We start from the raw sequence: 17620 nt of genomic DNA, 5'->3' as shown, positions 1-17620 counted from the left end.
GCCGTCATGCCCGCCCCTCCCGACCTCGACTCGCTCACTCCGGCGCAACGCGCCGTCTACGACCGCTTCCCCGCCAATCTCATGCGCTACATGGTGCTCGCAGAGGCTTCCGCGCAGCCATACCTCGACCTCGGCATGTCCTTCCGGCGCGCGTCGCTGCCCCCGAAGGACCGCGAAAGCGTCATCCTGCGAGTCGGCGGCCTGCTCGACAACGCCTACGAGGCGATGCAGCATAAGGAAATAGCCCGCTCGGTCGGCGTCGACGACAGCGACATCGAGAAACTGCTCGCCAAATCCGTCGACTTCGAGGACCCTCGACTCGCGCGGCTGATCGCATACGTGGACGCCGCAGTCGCCAACGCCGTCACGCCCTCCGTTGTCGCCGCGCTCGCCGACGACCACGACGACCGGCAGATCGCGGAGATAGCCCTCCTGGTCGGCCACTACGTGATGACGTCGATCTTCCTGAAATCCTTCGAGATCCCCTTGGACGCGGAGCCCACCCCATGGGGCGACATCCCACAATAGACCGGCGCACCAGGAGGAACACCATGGCTGAGACAAACGGCGCAGACGACGAAGCGGTCATCCGGCGATACATCGCAGAATGCTCCAATTGGGGACGATGGGGCGAGGACGACCAGGCAGGGACCTGGAACCTCGTCGGACCGGAGCAGGTCAAACATGCCGCTTCCCTGGTCCGGCAGGGCAAATCTATCCCGCTGAGCCTGCCGTACGACCAACACGGCCCGCAGACAGGGGTCTGGGGCCGTTTCAACCCGATTCTGTACGCGGCGGCGACCGGCACCGACGTGGCCTCCGGGCGGCAGGACCTCGTCGCGATGGGCCTCGCTCCCCGTCCGGGCGTCGGGTTCTCCGACCATGTCGTGCTCATGCCGACGCAGTCCGGCACGCAATGGGACTGTTTGAACCATGTCTTCTGGGAAGGGAAGATGTACAACAACCGCCCCGCAGCAGAGGTGACCGCCGCCGGGTCCGCGCACAACTCGGCCGAGCATGTCGCGGACCGGGGGGTCGCGCGAGGCGTGCTGGTCGATGTCGCGCGGCACAAAGGCGTCGACGCCCTCGAACCGGGCTATGCGATCACCAGCGACGATATCGAGGAATGCCTCGAAAGCGAGGGAGTCGAGATCTTGCCGGGGGACGCATTGCTCGTGCGCACAGGCTTCCTCGGGGCGCGACGCGGCAATTGGGGCGATTACGCGGGCGGGGACGCGCCGGGAGTCTCCTTGCACGCCGCGCCGTGGATCCGCCACCACGACATCGCGGCGCTCGCGACCGATACCTGGGGCATCGAAGTCCGTCCCAACGAGATCGGGTACTACCAGCCCCTCCACGCCGTGCTGCTCGTCCACGCCGGTCTGGCCTTCGGCGAGATATTCGACCTCGACGCGCTCGCCGACGACTGCGCCCGTGACAAGGTGTACGAGTTCATGTTCGTCGCCCCGCATCTGCCGATCACCGGCTCCTCCGGCACACCGGTCGGGGCGTTGGCGTTGAAATAGCGGCGGCTTCCGAGCCGCCCCGACAGCTGGTCTTCCAGCTTCTCCCGATCCGTCTTGTTCCTGTGCTAGCCCGATTCCAACAAGACAAGCCACTACAGCTGGTCTTCCAACTTCTCCCGATCCGTCTTGTTGAAATTGTGCGCAATGAGCCAGCGGCCCGTGATCGCGTCGATGTCCCCGCCCTGCTGCACGGCGTGGACGAGGGCGGCGAGCTCGGACGCGTTGAGCTGGTCCGCCAGAACGCCGAGCCCTTTGCTGTGTTTGTAGGTGAGCGAGCCGATCCGGTACACCGCGACGCTCCCGTTCGGGGTGATGTCGCTGATGTCGAGCCCTTCGGGCAGTTGGCCCGAGAGCTGTCCGGAGAGCCCGAAGACGTTCTGCTCCGGAAGGATCCTCGGGTTCAGCGCGGCGAGCAGGCCTCGGCCCTCCTCCGCGGTCACCGCCCAGTCCCCCGAGTCGACCGCAGCCAGGCGCTCCTGCCAAGTCGCCTTGCCGGACGGGGCGAGGACCGCAGGCACGGCGGCCGAGTTGAGCGTGCCGACATAGAGCCTGGCGAGGATCTGCGAAGGGATCTGCGTGCCGGCTCCGACCACGACGCGCGGAGCCGGTTGGCGCACGTCCGCCCAGACGATCGCCGCGCCGACGAGCGAGCACGCCAGCAGCGCGCGTTGGCACCGCCCCGTCGCGGCCCACGCGCGCGCCGCGACGGCCTGCAGCCACCCGATGATCACGGTCGCGTTCATATCCGAACAGCATAACCTCCATCCCTCTCCCCAGTGCTAGTTTGGATGCAGGTTGTCGCACGTCGGAAAGGAGTTCGCTATGACCGTGAGGCGGCGAAGACCCCTCGACCCGGCCGCCGCGGCCGACGGGCAGCCGGTCGCGCGCGATCTCTACGATTACGTCCGAATGTAAAGCAACGTTTAGGAGGAACCATGCCCCCGCTCCCCCCGAAGGGCGCCTCTCGGTTCCGCAGCACAGCAGAGTCGCAGCCTTCCCCCCTCGCGACCCCGCTCTCGGTCTTGGGCTTCTCCTCCGCAGCGCAGTCCGCCGCCGCGAAGAAGCCCGCGCCCCGCGCATCCAGGATCGTCGTGGACTGCGCCGTGTATGTGGACGGCTTCCGCCAGCCCGGCAAGCCCACTCCTGCCGAGGCGCTCGCGCAGGTCCGCGATCCGCTGCCGCAGAACGGCGAGGAGCAGCCCAAATCGCGATTCGTCTGGGTCGGGCTCTTCGAGCCCGACGAGGAGCAGATGCGCTCGGTCGGCGCGGTCTTCGGCCTGCACGAGCTCATGATGGAGGACGCGGTCCACGCCCACCAGCGGCCGAAGCTGGAACAGTACGACGACATGTTCGAGCTTGTGCTCAAGACGGTGAAATACGTCGCGCACGAGTCCATCTCGCAGGCGAAAGAGATCGTGGAATCCGGAGAGATCATCCTCTTCGTCGGCCGCGACTTCATCGTGACCGTCCGTCATGGCGGCCACGGCGAGCTGACCGGCGTGCGCAAGCATTTGGAGAGCCAGACCGCGAAGCTGGCCATCGGCCCGCTCGCGGTGATGCACAGCATCGCCGACCACATCGTGGACGGCTACATCACAGTCACCGAAGCAGTGGAGCTCGACATCGACGCCATGGAGGAGTCGATCTTCACACCGGGCGCGAGCACCGAGATCGAACTCATCTACCTGCTCAAGCGCGAGGTCGTGGAGCTACGCCGGGCGGTGAACCCGCTCTCCTCGGCGCTCACCCGCCTCGCGAACCCCGACCCGACGCTCACCATCACCGTCCCGAAGGAAGTCCGCCGCTACTTCCGGGACGTGCTCGACCATCACACGGCAGTCGCGGAGCGGGTGTCGAGCTATGACGAAGTGCTCAGCTCCCTCGTCCAAGCCGCGCTCGGCAAGGTGGGCATGCAGCAGAACACCGACATGCGCAAGATCACCGCTTGGGCGGCGATCTTCGCCGTCTCGACAATGGTCGCGGGCATTTACGGGATGAACTTCGACAACATGCCCGAGCTGCATTGGCATTACGGCTACTTCATCGCGCTCTCGGTCATGGCTGTGGTCAGCGCGAGCCTCTTCATCGGCTTCCGCCGCAGCAAGTGGCTCTAGTCCAGGTCCAGCGCACGTCAAACGGCTAGGCGATGAGCGCGTGGAGCACTTGCCCCGCCGCGGCGAGACCGGCGAGGCTGCTGAGCAGCAGGCCGACTGCCAAACGCGCCGCGTTTGGCTCTCCGCGCAAACCGATCGCGAGGAAGAGCGGCGCTGGGACCAACGGGAGGAGCCCGAGCGCGCTCAACGCGGCTCTGATAGCGACGACTCCGTCGTAGTCGATATCGGAGCTCTTGCCGAAAGCTCCGAGCGGCAGAAACGAGAACCGGAGAAAGAGCAGAACGCTCACCACGACCGCGAAAGCGGCGCTCGCCAGGCTCGCCCACGAAAGAAGCTCGAAGCCGCGTGCGCGGGGGGCGCGCGATTGCGGCGTAGGAACGGTCATGCTCTGATCGCGCCGCTTCCCCCGGACCCGGCCTCCCCCAGGTCCAGACCGAGGTCCAGCGCCCGCGCCGAGTGGGTGAGCGCGCCGACCGCGAGGTAGTCCACCCCGGTCTCGGCGTAGGCGCGCGCGTTGGCGAGCGCGAGCCCGCCCGAGGATTCCAGCAGCGTCGCCGGGGAGCGCTCGTCGCGCAGCGCCACCGCCTTCGCCGTGGTCTCCACGTCGAAATTGTCGAGCAGGACCAGTTCCACCCCTTCGGCCAGGATCTCTTCGAGCTGCGCGAGCGTGTCCACTTCGACCTCCACCGCAAGCTGCGGCGCGAAGGCCCGCACTCGGCGCAAAGCCTCGGCAACCGAGCCGGCGGCAGCGACATGGTTGTCTTTGATGAGCGCGGCGTCGCCAAGGCCCATGCGATGGTTCACCCCGCCGCCGCACACCACGGCGTGCTTCTGCAAGAGACGCAGGCCGGGGAGCGTCTTACGGGTGTCGCGCACCTTCGCCTTGGTGCCCGCGAGCTGGTCGGCCCAGCGCGCCGTGGCGGTGGCGATCCCCGACAGATGGCACATCAGGTTCAAAAGCGTGCGCTCCGCCGTGAGCAGCCCCCGCAGCGGCGCGGTCACCGAGAACGCCGCGTCGCCGGGCAGGACCCGGTCGCCGTCCGACTTGCCGCCGCGCAGCGCGTACCCGTCCGGCCCGAGCACCTCGTCAAGGACGAGGACCGCGGCTTGGACCCCGGCGAGCACACCGGGCTCGCGGGCCACGACCGAGGCCGTGCCGGACTGCGCCGCGTCCACCGTCGCCAGCGTCGTCGCGTCCGGCCCGTAGGCGAGGTCTTCGGCGAGCGCGGCCCGCACCGCGGCGAGCGCCGCCTCGCGCTGGGCCCCAGTCAGCGAAAGGCCCATCACTCCCCCGAACCGGGGTTGCCGATCTCGATCATCCGCGTGACGCTCGCCCGCGCCCGGTCGGCGACCTGTGGGTCCACGAACACCTCGTCCAGCCCGTCCGCGAGGCAGCGGATGAGCGCAGCCGCGTTGATCCGCTTCATGTATTGGCAGCTCGCGCGGTCGTTCACCGGCTGGAAGTCCACGCCGGGGGCGGCGTTGCGCAGCTGGTGGAGCATCCCGACCTCAGTCGCCACCAGCACCGAGCGGGCCTGGGTCGCGCGCGCCGCGTCGAGCATGCCGCCGGTGGAGAGGATCTTGACCCGCTCTTTCGGCACGGCTCCTTCGCCCGCCAGATAGAGCGCGGAGGTCGCGCAGCCGCATTCGGGGTGGACGAACAGCTCGGCCTCGGGGCTGCGCTGCGCCTGCGCTGCGAGCTCGTCCCCGTTGATGCCCGCGTGCACGTGGCATTCCCCCGCCCACACGTGCAAGTTCTCCCTGCCGGTCTCCCTGCGCACGTGCGCCCCGAGGAACTGGTCCGGCAGGAACAGGACGGTCCGGTCGGCGGGGATGGAGGCGACCACTTCGACCGCGTTCGAGGACGTGCAGCAGATGTCGGTGAGCGCTTTCACCTCCGCGGTGGTGTTCACATAGGAGACCACCACCGCGTCCGGGTGCTCCTTGCGCCACGCCCGCAACTCGTCCGCGGTGATCGAATCGGCCAGCGAGCAGCCCGCGCGCTCGTCAGGGATGAGCACGGTCTTCTCCGGGCTCAGGATCTTCGCTGTCTCGGCCATGAAATGCACGCCGCAGAACACGATGGTCCCCTCGGGCGCTGAAGCCGCGATCCGCGAGAGTGCCAGCGAGTCCCCGACGTGGTCGGCGATGTCCTGGATCTCCGGAAGCTGGTAGTTGTGCGCGAGCAGGACCGCGCCGCGCAGGTCGAGGAGCCTGCGCACCTCCTGCGTCCAGCGCTCGTCCGGCGCGACGCCGGAGTAACCGGCGGGGCCGTCGACGACCTCCGCTCGCAGCGGGGAGTCGAACTGTTCGAGCCGGTGGCTCAACGTCGTGGTCACATCTGCTCCTTCATCCTTCGCGTCCACGTCTTGCGTCATTGGAAGGTCGCGGCGGTGTCGTCGGGCTCCGCACTTTTCGATCTATAATCGAAAAGTGCGGAGCTTCCATCATAGCACCCGGCACGAGGTGCTCGTCACAGTCTTGCAATACCGCCACGGCGAGATGCATGTCCTGCTGTGGGAGAGGGGAATAGCCCCGCAAGCGGGCACATGGTCGCTGCCCGGCGGGACGCTCGGCGACCGTGAAGACGTCGAAGCCAGCGCGCGCCGCCAACTCGCGGAGAAGGTCGACGTCCGCGAAATCCAGCATCTCGAACAGCTCAGCGTGTTCTCCGCGCCCGACCGCGTCCCCGACGAGCGGGTCGTCGCGACCGCGTTCCTCGGCCTGGTCCCCACCACAGCGGACCCGGCCCTCCCCCCGGACACGGCCTGGTTCCGGGTCTCGGACCTGCCCAAGCTCAGCTTCGACCACGCGGACGTCGCCGCAGCCGCCCGCGCCAGGCTGGCCGCGAAGCTCTCCTACACGAACATCGCGTTCGCGCTCGCGCCCGAGGAGTTCGCCCTCTCCACCTTGCGGCGGATCTACAGCGCGGCGCTCGACCGCTCAGTGGACGCCACGAACCTCGCCCGAGTGCTCGGCCGCCGAGGCGTGCTCGTCCCCACCGGCGGCAGCGTCAAATCCGGCGGAAGGCCCGCCACTGTGTACCGGTTCGCGGACCGCGAGCTGCGAGTCACCGACGAGTTCGCGGTCCTCAAACCGCCCCGCGCCCACGAATGAGCCGTACGCCGGAGCGGCGGAGGCCGCCAGGAAGAGGGCCACGGCGGCTCCGAGCGCGCACGCCAACGCGGCCACGTCGACCTCGGATTCGGAGAGCCTGACCGCGGCCTGGCTGATCGAGCCGGGGCCTTGGCCCGGCCCCGGATAGATCAGCGACCGGACCGCCCCGCCCACCTCGACCGCGAGGAAGCCGCCGAGGCCCGCGCCCGCGAGCGTCGCGCCGATCAGCCAGACGCCTCGGACCGGCTTGCTGATGAGCCACACCACGAGCGCTGCGGCGGCTCCCGCGACCAGCTCGACCCCGACCAACCAGGCGAACGCCTCGAACAAGTGGCGCACTTCGCCTGGCTGCAACGGCACCACGTCGCCCCCGCGCACGCGTTTGGCCCCGACGGTCGGCGCGGCCACCGCCCAGACCAGCCCGGCGATGACGGCGACAACGACTTGAAAGCCGAACCCCCGCCCAAGGAGCCACAACGCCCTCGCGCTCACTGGGCCGTCTCCCGCAGTTTCTGCTGCAAAACGAAGCGCTCCCACACTTCCGAGTCGACGGAGCCGTGGCGGGAGCACGTCGCGGACCAGCCGCGCGGATGCACCTGCACCACCATCCGCCTGCCGCACTGGCCGCAGAACCTCGGCGGCTCGCCTCCCGCTCGGGCGTTCGGAGACAACGCCGGGGCCTCGCCCTCGGACAAGAGGACGCCGGTGTGCCAGCAATGCAACCTCGGCTCCGCGAGCGGTCCGAGACCCTCCCCCTCCGTCGCGGCCCCGCCGATGCTCATCGCGCCGCCCCTCGTAAGCTCCGCGGGCTCATAGCGTCTGATTGAGCGCTTTGATCGGCATCTTCAAGTTCTCGAGCATGTCCAGGTCCTCGTCCACGGGGCGGCCGAGGTTGGTCAGATAGTTGCCGACGATGATCGCGTTGATCCCGCCGAGCATGCCCTGCTCCGCCCCGAAATCGCCCAGCGTGAGCTCTCGCCCGCCCGCGAAGCGCAGGATCGTCCTCGGCAGCGCGAGCCGGAACGCCGCGACCGCCTTGAGCGCCTCTTCCGCAGGCACGACGGGCAAGTCCGCGAACGGCGTGCCCGGCTGCGGGATCAGGAAGTTCAACGGCACCTCGTCCGGCTCCAGCTCGGCGAGCTGCGCCGCGAACTCGGCGCGCTGCTCCAGGCTCTCCCCCATGCCCAAGAGCCCGCCGCAACAGACTTCCATGCCAGCCTCGCGCACCATGGTGAGCGTTTCCCAGCGCTCCTCCCAGGTGTGCGTGGTGACGACCTTGTCGAAGAAGGAGCGCGACGTCTCAAGGTTGTGGTTGTAGCGGTGCACGCCCATGTCGGCGAGCTCGTCGACCTGCTCCTGGGTGAGCATCCCGAGCGAACATGCGACATTGATCTCCACCTCGGCGCGGATGGCCTCGATGCCCGCCTTGACCTGGGACATGAGCCGCTTGTCCGGGCCGCGCACCGCCGCGACGATGCAGAACTCGGTCGCCCCGGACTTCGCCGTGGCTTTCGCCGCCTCGACGAGCGAGGGGATGTTCAGCCACGCGGAGCGCACCGGCGAGGCGAACAGGCCCGACTGCGAGCAGAAATGGCAGTCCTCCGGGCAACCGCCGGTCTTGAGGCTGATGATGCTCTCCACCTCGACCTCAGGCCCGCACCAACGCATCCGGACCTCATGGGCGAGTTGCAGCAGATCGCCAAGCCGGTCCTCTGGGAACTCCAGCGCCTCGAGCACCTGCCCCTGCGCCAGTCCCACGCCGCCCTCGAGCACCTGCTCGCGCCACTGGGCGAGCAGGGAGTCCGGGCTCTTGTCCAGGTTGCCGTCCGAGCCGGCGGTTCGTGCTGGTGCCTGGGTCATTGTGTGCGCTCCTTATAGCCCCCCGCGTTTTTCCGTTCTTCGGCGGAACTAGTTTGCCATAGTCCGGCGAGATGGGCCTCCTCGAACCACCCGAGCGCCTGGGATTGGAACTCCCCCGGCCCCAACGACCCCGCGCCGCGCGGGATCTTTCCGAGCACTCCGACCCCCGTGTGCTCGGGGAAGGCTTCGAGGTTCGTGCGGTGCGCGAGCTGCGGCTCGGCAGGCCAGCTGCCGACGACCAACCCGACGACCTCGACTCCGGCGGCGCGAATGGCGCGCACGGTGAGCTCGGCGTGATTGAGCGCGCCGAGTTCGCAGCCTGCCACCACGACCATTGGCGCGCGCAGGAGCCTCGCGACGTCGAGCAGGGTCGCGCCCTGCTCGCCGAGCCGCACAAGCACGCCGCCCGCGCCCTCGACCAGAACGAACTCGTCGGCCGCGAACCGACCGGCCTCCGCCGCCAGCTCTTGGGCGGTCCAGAGCCGCCTTCCGCTGCGTCGCGCGGCGATGATCGGCGACAACGGCTCGGGATACCGGACGAACTCCGCCGAGGGCACGCCCGCGAGCCGGGCCGCCTCATCCGCGTCGCCCGGCTCGCCGTCCGGCAACCCGGTCTGCACCGGTTTGCAGACGCGCACGTCGAGCCCCCGCCGCGCAGCCAACGCGGCCAGCGCGGCGGTGACGACGGTCTTCCCCACATCGGTGGAGGTGCCGGTGATCGCTACCGCTGGCATATGCGTCTCGACTCGTGGAACACTTCGGCGGCGCGGCGCACGTCTGCAGACGTGTGGCTCGCCTTGACCGCGAACCGCACTCGGCTCGTGCCCTCGGGCACGGAAGGCGGGCGGAAACAGCCGACCAGCACGCCCTGCTCCCGGCAGGCCGCCGCGACCGCGACGGCGAGGCTCGGGTCGCCGAGCACCACGGAGAGGACGCTCGACTGCGGCGGCTCGGGCAGGCCGAGCAGCTCCGCGAGCTCCAGGGAACGCTCCCGCACGTGCTGCGCCAGGCTGGGTTCTGCGGCCAGAACCGCAAGCGCCGCCGCGGCGGCGCCGACGCTCGCAGGGGCCAGCGCGGTGTCGAAGATAAAGCTGCGCGCCGTGTTCAGCAGATGTTCGCGCACCGCCCCGCTCGAAAGCACGGCCCCGCCCTGGCCGCCGAGCGACTTCGACAGCGTGGCGGTGAGCACCACGTCCGGTTTCCCCGCAAGGCCGCAGGCGTGCGCGTGGCCGCGACCGCCCGGCCCGACCACGCCGAGCGCGTGCGCCTCGTCCGCGACGAGCACCGCGCCGAACTCCTGGCAGACTTGGTGCAGCTCGGTCAGAGGCGCGAGGCTCCCGTCCACGCTCGACACCGAGTCCACCACGACAAGCGCCCTCGGCTCGGCGCGGTCGGCGAGCGCCCTTCGCGCCGCTTCGACCGAATCCGACGGGACGACCACGACCCGCGAGCGCGAGAGCCGACACGCGTCGATCAGGGAAGCGTGCACGCCCGCGTCCGAAACGATCAACGCGTCGCTGCCGCCCAGCGCGGAGACCGCCGCGAGGTTCGCGAGGTAGCCGCTGGAGAAGACGAGCGCCGCCTCGCTCCCGAAGAACGCGGCGAGATTGCCTTCGAGCGCCTCGTGCAATTCCGTGGTGCCAGTGACCAGCCGAGAGGCCGTGGAGCCAGCGCCGAACTCTTTCAAGGCAAGCGTCGCGCCGTCGAGCACGCGCGGGTCCTGGGAGAGGCCGAGGTAGTCATTGGACGCGAAATCGAGCAGGTCCGCCATGACCGGCTTCGGTCCGGGCGTGCGGCGCAATCCGAGCTGTTCGCGGCGGCAAGCCGTCTCCTCCAACCACGCTTGGAACAAAGGACGCGCGGCTTCGGGCATTCGACCATTCTACCGGCCCTCCGCGCTCGCTCAGTCCGCCAGCCAGTTCCCGTGGAACCCGGTCGGGACACGGACCGGAAGATGCACCGCGGCGACCGTCTCCAACGTCTGCGCGTCGAGGAAGACGAGGTCCGTCTCGCTCCGCCCCCGATGGCACGCGTAGCCGACGAGCACGCCTTCGTCCTCTCCCCGCCCGGTCGGCACGAAGACCAGCTCGCCGAGGCTCATCTCCGGGGCGAACTCCCGCGCCTGGCTACGGCCGGTCTGGAAGTCGTGTTTGAGCACTGTGCTCAAATCTGCTTCCAAGCTCAGATCGGGCGAAGACCTCGCCACCGTGTAGCCGTACCGATGCTCCTTGCCGGTCAACCGCTCGTCGATCCTCGGGAATTCCTGGGCCCGGTCGTCGAACCGGTCGGCCCTGACTTTCCCGCCGTCCAGTTCGACGGTCCAGCGCTCAAGGACGGGGTTGCCTTCCGTCGGCCCGTTGAGATCTCTGTCGAACACCTTCTCATGCCGGACGACATCCAGCACGACCCGTTCGTTTCCTCGCTCGTCCGTCTCGTCATAAGCGTTCAAGGTGTGAAAGACGAAACAGGGGTCGACATCGAACCACCGGACGTCCTCCGCGCTCCCCTCCCTCGGCAGAAGACCGATCCGAGCCGGGTAGTTCCGGTCCCATCGGTACGGCAGCCGGTCCACTCGAACCGGGGCCCGATTGACCATGGCCGCAAGCGGGCTTGGCAGCTTGACTTTGCCCACCAACGCCCCCAGCACGATCGAGGCGGGCTTCGCCAACCACAGCGGGGCGACCATTTGGCTGAGCTGGGACGGGTCGAGCACACATGGCAGGTCGTAGATGACCACGTATTTGTTGGTGAGCGCGAAGTCGTGCATCATCGGCGCCCCATGGGTTTTGAACTCAACGGAACGTTTGGCTCTGCCGTCCACGCCGATCACCGTGTATTCGACCGCTCTGCCCCTCGCCGCGGAGTACGAGAGCGCGTGCAGCTCGCCAGTGTCGGGGTCCCGATGCGGATGCGCGGTGTAGCCGCCCAGCAGCGTGCCGTCGAAATCACAGGTGCCTACCGTGTCCAGCTCGTACGTGAGCTCGTAACTGGCCGCCCCGCCCTCGATCAACGCGAGCGTGCGCCCGGCATGGCCGATGATATTCGTGTTGGGCGGGATCTGCAGCATCCCCGCGCGGGCGCCGATGCGTCTGGGAGGAGTTTCGCCGAGGAGCCGCGCCACACGGGGCGAGCGCACCCAGCGGTTGCGGTACCACTCCGCTCTGCCGTCCCGAATGCGCACGCCGTGCGTCATGCCGTCGCCCATGAACCAGTGGTAGGCGATCGGGTCCACTTCGGCCACCGGATTCGGCCCGATCCGGAGATAGCGCCCGTTGAGCTGTTCGGGAATCGAGCCGGTCACCGGCAGGTCGACGAGAGTGACTTCCTCGTCGACCGGGGCGAAATCCCCGAGTAAGAATTGGTTGTGGACTGTCGAGGTCATCGCCGCTCCTCATGCCGGGCCGCCCAGTACGCTTCAGGACATACGGTCTGTTTCATACTATTGTAAAGTCTGTTTCGGACTATGGCAAGAGTCACTTTGGACCGGGCCAGCGGACCTCGAAACAGACCATTGGACGAAAACGCGCCTGCACACTGCGTGCGCACTGTTGACGCGAGAAACGCCGAACAGGGAGCCGCGCTCGAGGAAGGGCGGTGCCCGGAAAATAAAAAAGGACCCGCCGAAGCGGGTCCTTTTTTAAAAATATGTACGGCGATGTCCTACTCTCCCACACGCTCCCGCATGCAGTACCATCGGCGCTGAAGAGCTTAGCTTCCGGGTTCGGAATGGGACCGGGCGTTTCCTCTTCGCTATTGTCACCGTAACTCTATGAGGTTATCGTGGCCGAGCCTCTCTGTCAAAAGAGTCTCAGGCGTGCTGCCTCAGAACCGCACAGTGGACGCATAATATCTTGTTAGATGTAGTAAGCCCTCGGCCTATTAGTACCGGTCACCTGCACGTATTACTACGCTTCCAGTTCCGGCCTATCAACCCGATGATCTGTCGGGGGCCTTACCCACTCAAGGTGGTGAGAAACCTCATCTTGAAACGAGCTTCCCGCTTAGATGCTTTCAGCGGTTATCCCTTCCGAACGTGGCTAATCAGCGGTGCTCTTGGCAGAACAACTGACACACCAGAGGTTCGTCCGTCCCGGTCCTCTCGTACTAGGGACAGCCTTTCTCAAGTTTCTAACGCGCGCGGCGGATAGAGACCGAACTGTCTCACGACGTTCTAAACCCAGCTCGCGTGCCGCTTTAATGGGCGAACAGCCCAACCCTTGGGAACTACTACGACCCCAGGATGCGACGAGCCGACATCGAGGTGCCAAACCATCCCGTCGATATGGACTCTTGGGGAAGATCAGCCTGTTATCCCCGGGGTACCTTTTATCCGTTGAGCGACACCGCTTCCACTTGCCGGTGCCGGATCACTAGTCCCGACTTTCGTCCCTGCTCGAGCTGTCACTCTCACAGTCAAGCTCCCTTGTGCACTTACACTCAACACCTGATTGCCAACCAGGCTGAGGGAACCTTTGGGCGCCTCCGTTACATTTTGGGAGGCAACCGCCCCAGTTAAACTACCCACCAGGCACTGTTCCTGAACCGGATTCACGGTCCGAGGTTAGATGTTCAATACGATCAGAGTGGTATTTCAACGTTGACTCCACAAGAACTGGCGTCCCTGCTTCACAGTCTCCCACCTATCCTACACAAATCGAACCAAACACCAATACCAAGCTATAGTGAAGGTCCCGGGGTCTATTCGTCCTGCCGCGCGTAACGAGCATCTTTACTCGTAGTGCAATTTCGCCGAGTCCGTGGTTGAGACAGTAGAGAAGTCGTTACGCCATTCGTGCAGGTCGGAACTTACCCGACAAGGAATTTCGCTACCTTAGGATGGTTAGAGTTACCACCGCCGTTTACTGGGGCTTCAATTCTCAGCTTCGCCTTGCGGCTAACCGGTCCTATTAACCTTCCAGCACCGGGCAGGCGTCAGTCCGTATACATCGTCTTACGACTTCGCACGGACCTGTGTTTTTAGTAAACAGTCGCTTCTCCCTGGTCTCTGCGGCCTCACTCAGCTCACCAAGCAAGTTGGGTCACCAAACGAGGCCCCCCTTCTCCCGAAGTTACGGGGGTATTTTGCCGAGTTCCTTAACCACGGTTATCTCGATCACCTTGGTATGCTCTACCTGACTACCTGTGTCGGTTTAGGGTACGGGCAACGTGAAACCTCGCTAGAGGCTTTTCTCGGCAGCATAGAATCACGGAATTCGCCTCATCGGCTACGCATCACCTCTCAGGCTTGTGTGGTACGGATTTGCCTATACCACGCCCCACGGGCTTACACCAGTACTACCATTCACTGGATCCGCTATCTTCCTGCGTCACCCCATCGCTTGACTACTACCAGTTCGGGTTCTATGCCGCCACGGTTGTTCCCGAAGGAACGCACGCTTTGGGATAGTTAGCATCCCTGGATTCATCATGGGCGGTTTCACGTCGGTACGGGAATATCTACCCGTTGTCCATCGACTACGCCTGTCGGCCTCGCCTTAGGTCCCGACTAACCCTGGGCGGATTAACCTGGCCCAGGAAACCTTAGTCATACGGTGGCAATGTTTCTCACATTGCTTTCGCTACTCATGCCTGCATTCTCACTCGAATAGCCTCCACCACTGGATTACTCCGCAGCTTCAAAGGCTATTCGACGCTCCCCTACCCATCCATACGATGTATGAATGCCGCGACTTCGGCGGTGTGCTTGAGCCCCGCTACATTGTCGGCGCGGAATCACTTGACCAGTGAGCTATTACGCACTCTTTAAAGGGTGGCTGCTTCCAAGCCAACCTCCTGGTTGTCCATGCGAATCCACATCCTTTTCCACTTAGCACACTCTTAGGGGCCTTAGTCGGCGATCTGGGCTGTTTCCCTCTCGACTAACGAACCTTATCGCCCGTAGTCTCACTGCCGCGCTCTCACTTACCGGCATTCGGAGTTTGGCTGATTTCGGTAAGCTTGTGGGCCCCCTAGACCATCCAGTAGCTCTACCTCCGGCAAGAAACGCGCGACGCTGCACCTATATGCATTTCGGGGAGAACCAGCTATCACGGAGTTTGATTGGCCTTTCACCCCTACCCACAGGTCATCCCCTCCATTTTCAACTGAAGTGGGTTCGGGCCTCCACGAGGTCTTACCCTCGCTTCACCCTGCCCATGGGTAGATCACTCCGCTTCGGGTCTAGAACATGCGACTCTACGCCCTATTCGGACTCGCTTTCGCTACGGCTGCCCCTCTCCGGGTTAACCTTGCCACATGCCGCTAACTCGCAGGCTCATTCTTCAAAAGGCACGCCATCACCTTGCGGCTCTGACGGATTGTAGGCACACGGTTTCAGGTCTATTTCACTCCCCTCTCGGGGTACTTTTCACCTTTCCCTCACGGTACTGGTCCGCTATCGGTGACCAAGGAGTATTTAGGCTTACCGGGTGGTCCCGGCAGATTCACAGCAGATTTCACGGGCCCGCTGCTACTTGGGTGCCTCACACAACAGACATAGAGTTTTCGTGTACGGGATTCTCACCCTCTGTGATGGAGCGTTCCAACTCGCTTCCACTAACACTATGTTTTCTGACTGTTGGCCATTGAGGTAACAATGACAAGTGAGGTCCCACAACCCCCTGCACGCAACGCTTACCTGCTATCACGCGTACAAGGTTTGGCCTCTTCCGATTTCGCTCGCCACTACTCTCGGAATCACGGTTGTTTTCTCTTCCTGTGGGTACTGAGATGTTTCACTTCCCCACGTTTCCTCCCTCTGCCCTATATATTCAGGCAGCGGTGACCACGACTTTCGTCGTAGACGGGTTTCCCCATTCGGAAATCCTCGAATCTCGGCTTGGTTGACAGCTCCTCGAGGCTTATCGCAGTCTCCTACGTCCTTCATCGGCTCTTGGTCCCAAGGCATCCACCGTATGCCCTTGCATACTTACTACAAAATTACACTTGTAATTACAAGATGCTCGCGTCCACTGTGCAGTTCTCAAACAACACGCCACACAATCACTGGCGGGATTTGGCTCCCTCGGCCTCCGCATTGAGGAGGCCGGTGATTGCATGCCCTGAGAGTCGGCGCTCGAAGCGCCTGCGTGTTCTCTCAGGACCCAACAGTGTGTCGATATAGTCGCCAGAAGGATTTCCCCAGGTACGAGGGGGTAGGCCATCTATCGGCAACGAAGTCAGCGTTCCATCCATGAGCTTCCGCCTCTTATTCGTTCGATAAGAGCGCGGTCTCTGCCTCTTTCCCGACCTGCCTTTGCAGAGGTACTCGAGGAGATGTGCTCCTTAGAAAGGAGGTGATCCAGCCGCACCTTCCGGTACGGCTACCTTGTTTCGACTTAGTCCCAATCGCCAATCCCACCTTCGACGGCTCCCTCCTAAAAGGTTGGGCCACCGGCTTCGGGTGTTACCGACTTTCGTGACTTGACGGGCGGTGTGTACAAGGCCCGGGAACGTATTCACCGCAGCGTTGCTGATCTGCGATTACTAGCGACTCCGACTTCATGGGGTCGAGTTGCAGACCCCAATCCGAACTGAGACGCGCTTTAAGGGATTCGCTCCACCTTGCGATATCGCTGCCCTCTGTACGCGCCATTGTAGCATGTGTGAAGCCCTGGACATAAGGGGCATGATGACTTGACGTCGTCCCCACCTTCCTCCGAGTTGACCCCGGCAGTTTCCTGAGAGTCCCCGCCATTACGCGCTGGCAACACAGGACAAGGGTTGCGCTCGTTGCGGGACTTAACCCAACATCTCACGACACGAGCTGACGACAGCCATGCACCACCTGTGAACCGACCACAAGGGGGGCCGTATCTCTACGGCTTTCCAGTCCATGTCAAACCCAGGTAAGGTTCTTCGCGTTGCATCGAATTAATCCACATGCTCCGCCGCTTGTGCGGGCCCCCGTCAATTTCTTTGAGTTTTAGCCTTGCGGCCGTACTCCCCAGGCGGGGCGCTTAATGCGTTAGCTACGGCACGGATTTCATGGAAGGAAACCCACACCTAGCGCCCACCGTTTACAGCGTGGACTACCAGGGTATCTAATCCTGTTCGCTCCCCACGCTTTCGCTCCTCAGCGTCAGTTACTGCCCAGAGACCCGCCTTCGCCACCGGTGTTCCTCCTGATATCTGCGCATTCCACCGCTACACCAGGAATTCCAGTCTCCCCTGCAGTACTCTAGTCTGCCCGTATCGCCTGCAGACCCGTGGTTGAGCCACGGGCTTTCACAGGCGACGCGACAGTCCGCCTACGAGCTCTTTACGCCCAGTAAATCCGAACAACGCTCGCACCCTACGTATTACCGCGGCTGCTGGCACGTAGTTAGCCGGTGCTTCTTTTGCAGGTACCGTCACTTGCGCTTCGTCCCTGCTGAAAGAGGTTTACAACCCGAAGGCCGTCATCCCTCACGCGGCGTCGCTGCATCAGGCTTTCGCCCATTGTGCAATATTCCCCACTGCTGCCTCCCGTAGGAGTCTGGGCCGTGTCTCAGTCCCAGTGTGGCCGATCACCCTCTCAGGCCGGCTACCCGTCGTCGCCTTGGTAGGCCGTTACCCCACCAACTAGCTGATAGGCCGCGGGCTCATCCTGCACCGAAAAACTTTCCAACCTCCACCATGCGGTGGAAGCTCATATCCGGTATTAGACCCAGTTTCCCAGGCTTATCCCAGAGTGCAGGGCAGATTGCCCACGTGTTACTCACCCGTTCGCCACTAATCCACCCCGAAGGGCTTCATCGTTCGACTTGCATGTGTTAGGCACGCCGCCAGCGTTCGTCCTGAGCCAGAATCAAACTCTCCGTGAAAGATTGAGCTCGACTGTTTTGGCAGAGAACTGCCAAGATCGTCGAAAACTTTATTCTGTTCTCACAGATCGCTAGCGTGAAACAAATTTCACTAGCTGTAAAAATTGACGTGAACCCACTCCCGAATTATACTTCGAGAATGGCTTGTCACTACATGCGCTCGATCTTCATATAATTGAAGACTTCCTGCATGCGTACC

13 protein-coding genes and 3 rRNA genes are annotated in these 17620 nt (G+C 64.3%); 4 read left to right on the top strand and 12 right to left on the bottom strand.

The genetic code is table 11. From position 1 onward, the window contains the following. Positions 1-6: 6 nt before the first annotated feature. Both HMPREF9336_RS11865 and HMPREF9336_RS11860 read left to right on the top strand, forming a co-directional pair. Complete coding sequence (locus HMPREF9336_RS11865) at positions 7-528, top strand: carboxymuconolactone decarboxylase family protein (protein WP_007467308.1); 522 nt, start codon at positions 7-9, stop codon at positions 526-528. Between the two features lie 23 nt (positions 529-551). Then, entirely contained in the window at positions 552-1526 is a 975-nt protein-coding gene (locus HMPREF9336_RS11860; RefSeq protein ID WP_007467306.1) for a cyclase family protein, read from the top strand. Positions 1527-1618: 92 nt separating this feature from the next. Here HMPREF9336_RS11860 and HMPREF9336_RS11855 read toward each other — a convergent pair whose 3' ends face one another. After that, on the bottom strand, positions 1619-2269 hold the full coding sequence (locus tag HMPREF9336_RS11855) for a hypothetical protein (protein WP_007467304.1): 651 nt from the start codon (positions 2267-2269) through the stop codon (positions 1619-1621). A 192-nt stretch (positions 2270-2461) separates the two neighbouring features. Between HMPREF9336_RS11855 and corA the strand changes: the two genes are divergently transcribed. Beyond that, positions 2462-3640, top strand: coding sequence for a magnesium/cobalt transporter CorA (gene corA / locus HMPREF9336_RS11850; protein ID WP_007467303.1), 1179 nt, complete (start codon positions 2462-2464; stop codon positions 3638-3640). A gap of 25 nt (positions 3641-3665) precedes the next feature. Here the strand turns inward: corA and HMPREF9336_RS11845 are convergent, their stop codons facing one another. Genes HMPREF9336_RS11845 through nadA form a run of 3 tightly spaced genes read right to left on the bottom strand, consistent with a single transcriptional unit; the run spans position 3666 to position 5979 of the window. Further along, positions 3666-4025 (bottom strand): hypothetical protein, encoded by a 360-nt coding sequence (locus tag HMPREF9336_RS11845; protein ID WP_007467301.1) that lies wholly within the window; start codon positions 4023-4025, stop codon positions 3666-3668. After that, entirely contained in the window at positions 4022-4924 is a 903-nt protein-coding gene (gene nadC / locus HMPREF9336_RS11840) for a carboxylating nicotinate-nucleotide diphosphorylase (protein WP_007467300.1), read from the bottom strand. Before nadC ends, HMPREF9336_RS11845 begins: the two co-directional genes overlap by 4 nt. Next, on the bottom strand, positions 4924-5979 hold the full coding sequence (gene nadA / locus HMPREF9336_RS11835; protein ID WP_021030573.1) for a quinolinate synthase NadA: 1056 nt from the start codon (positions 5977-5979) through the stop codon (positions 4924-4926). The genes nadC and nadA overlap by 1 nt, the downstream gene beginning before the upstream one ends. 94 nt (positions 5980-6073) lie before the next feature. Here nadA and HMPREF9336_RS11830 point away from each other — a divergent pair, with 94 nt between their 5' ends. After that, entirely contained in the window at positions 6074-6757 is a 684-nt protein-coding gene (locus HMPREF9336_RS11830; protein WP_280110260.1) for an NUDIX domain-containing protein, read from the top strand. Positions 6758-7245: 488 nt separating this feature from the next. Here the strand turns inward: HMPREF9336_RS11830 and bsaP are convergent, their stop codons facing one another. The 8 genes from bsaP to HMPREF9336_RS11790 form a co-directional block, all read right to left on the bottom strand. Further along, the gene (gene bsaP / locus HMPREF9336_RS11825) at positions 7246-7539 is read right to left on the bottom strand and encodes a biotin synthase auxiliary protein BsaP (protein WP_007467294.1); all 294 of its coding nucleotides are present in this window, start codon (positions 7537-7539) and stop codon (positions 7246-7248) included. Positions 7540-7567: 28 nt separating this feature from the next. Then, positions 7568-8617, bottom strand: a complete 1050-nt coding sequence (gene bioB / locus HMPREF9336_RS11820) for a biotin synthase BioB (RefSeq protein ID WP_007467292.1) — start codon at positions 8615-8617, stop codon at positions 7568-7570. Beyond that, a complete protein-coding gene (gene bioD / locus HMPREF9336_RS11815; protein WP_021030571.1) occupies positions 8614-9351 on the bottom strand; it encodes a dethiobiotin synthase in 738 nt (245 codons plus the stop codon). Before bioD ends, bioB begins: the two co-directional genes overlap by 4 nt. Further along, positions 9339-10490, bottom strand: coding sequence for an 8-amino-7-oxononanoate synthase (locus HMPREF9336_RS11810; RefSeq protein WP_007467288.1), 1152 nt, complete (start codon positions 10488-10490; stop codon positions 9339-9341). Before HMPREF9336_RS11810 ends, bioD begins: the two co-directional genes overlap by 13 nt. 30 nt (positions 10491-10520) lie before the next feature. Further along, positions 10521-11999, bottom strand: coding sequence for a carotenoid oxygenase family protein (locus HMPREF9336_RS11805; protein ID WP_007467286.1), 1479 nt, complete (start codon positions 11997-11999; stop codon positions 10521-10523). Positions 12000-12264: 265 nt separating this feature from the next. Beyond that, a 5S ribosomal RNA gene (gene rrf / locus HMPREF9336_RS11800) occupies positions 12265-12381 on the bottom strand. A gap of 95 nt (positions 12382-12476) precedes the next feature. Beyond that, positions 12477-15551 (bottom strand): 23S ribosomal RNA (locus tag HMPREF9336_RS11795). A gap of 354 nt (positions 15552-15905) precedes the next feature. Further along, a 16S ribosomal RNA gene (locus tag HMPREF9336_RS11790) occupies positions 15906-17421 on the bottom strand. The 16S, 23S and 5S rRNA genes sit together here, the layout of an rRNA operon. Between the last annotated feature and the right edge of the window lie 199 nt (positions 17422-17620).

This window comes from Segniliparus rugosus ATCC BAA-974 (genome assembly GCF_000185725.2).
In the GTDB taxonomy this organism is placed as follows: domain Bacteria; phylum Actinomycetota; class Actinomycetes; order Mycobacteriales; family Mycobacteriaceae; genus Segniliparus; species Segniliparus rugosus.
This window is presented reverse-complemented; position numbering and strand designations above follow the sequence as displayed.

Bases quoted from the DNA above. Each gene is read 5' to 3' on its own strand.
- bioD (WP_021030571.1), bottom strand. From the start codon at position 9,351: ATGCCAGCGGTAGCGATCACCGGCACCTCCACCGATGTGGGGAAGACC.
- HMPREF9336_RS11855 (WP_007467304.1), bottom strand. From the start codon at position 2,269: ATGAACGCGACCGTGATCATCGGGTGGCTGCAGGCCGTCGCGGCGCGC.
- HMPREF9336_RS11865 (WP_007467308.1), top strand. From the start codon at position 7: ATGCCCGCCCCTCCCGACCTCGACTCGCTCACTCCGGCGCAACGCGCC.
- HMPREF9336_RS11860 (WP_007467306.1), top strand. From the start codon at position 552: ATGGCTGAGACAAACGGCGCAGACGACGAAGCGGTCATCCGGCGATAC.
- HMPREF9336_RS11845 (WP_007467301.1), bottom strand. From the start codon at position 4,025: ATGACCGTTCCTACGCCGCAATCGCGCGCCCCCCGCGCACGCGGCTTC.
- corA (WP_007467303.1), top strand. From the start codon at position 2,462: ATGCCCCCGCTCCCCCCGAAGGGCGCCTCTCGGTTCCGCAGCACAGCA.
- HMPREF9336_RS11805 (WP_007467286.1), bottom strand. From the start codon at position 11,999: ATGACCTCGACAGTCCACAACCAATTCTTACTCGGGGATTTCGCCCCG.
- bsaP (WP_007467294.1), bottom strand. From the start codon at position 7,539: ATGAGCATCGGCGGGGCCGCGACGGAGGGGGAGGGTCTCGGACCGCTC.
- bioB (WP_007467292.1), bottom strand. From the start codon at position 8,617: ATGACCCAGGCACCAGCACGAACCGCCGGCTCGGACGGCAACCTGGAC.
- HMPREF9336_RS11810 (WP_007467288.1), bottom strand. From the start codon at position 10,490: ATGCCCGAAGCCGCGCGTCCTTTGTTCCAAGCGTGGTTGGAGGAGACG.
- nadC (WP_007467300.1), bottom strand. From the start codon at position 4,924: ATGGGCCTTTCGCTGACTGGGGCCCAGCGCGAGGCGGCGCTCGCCGCG.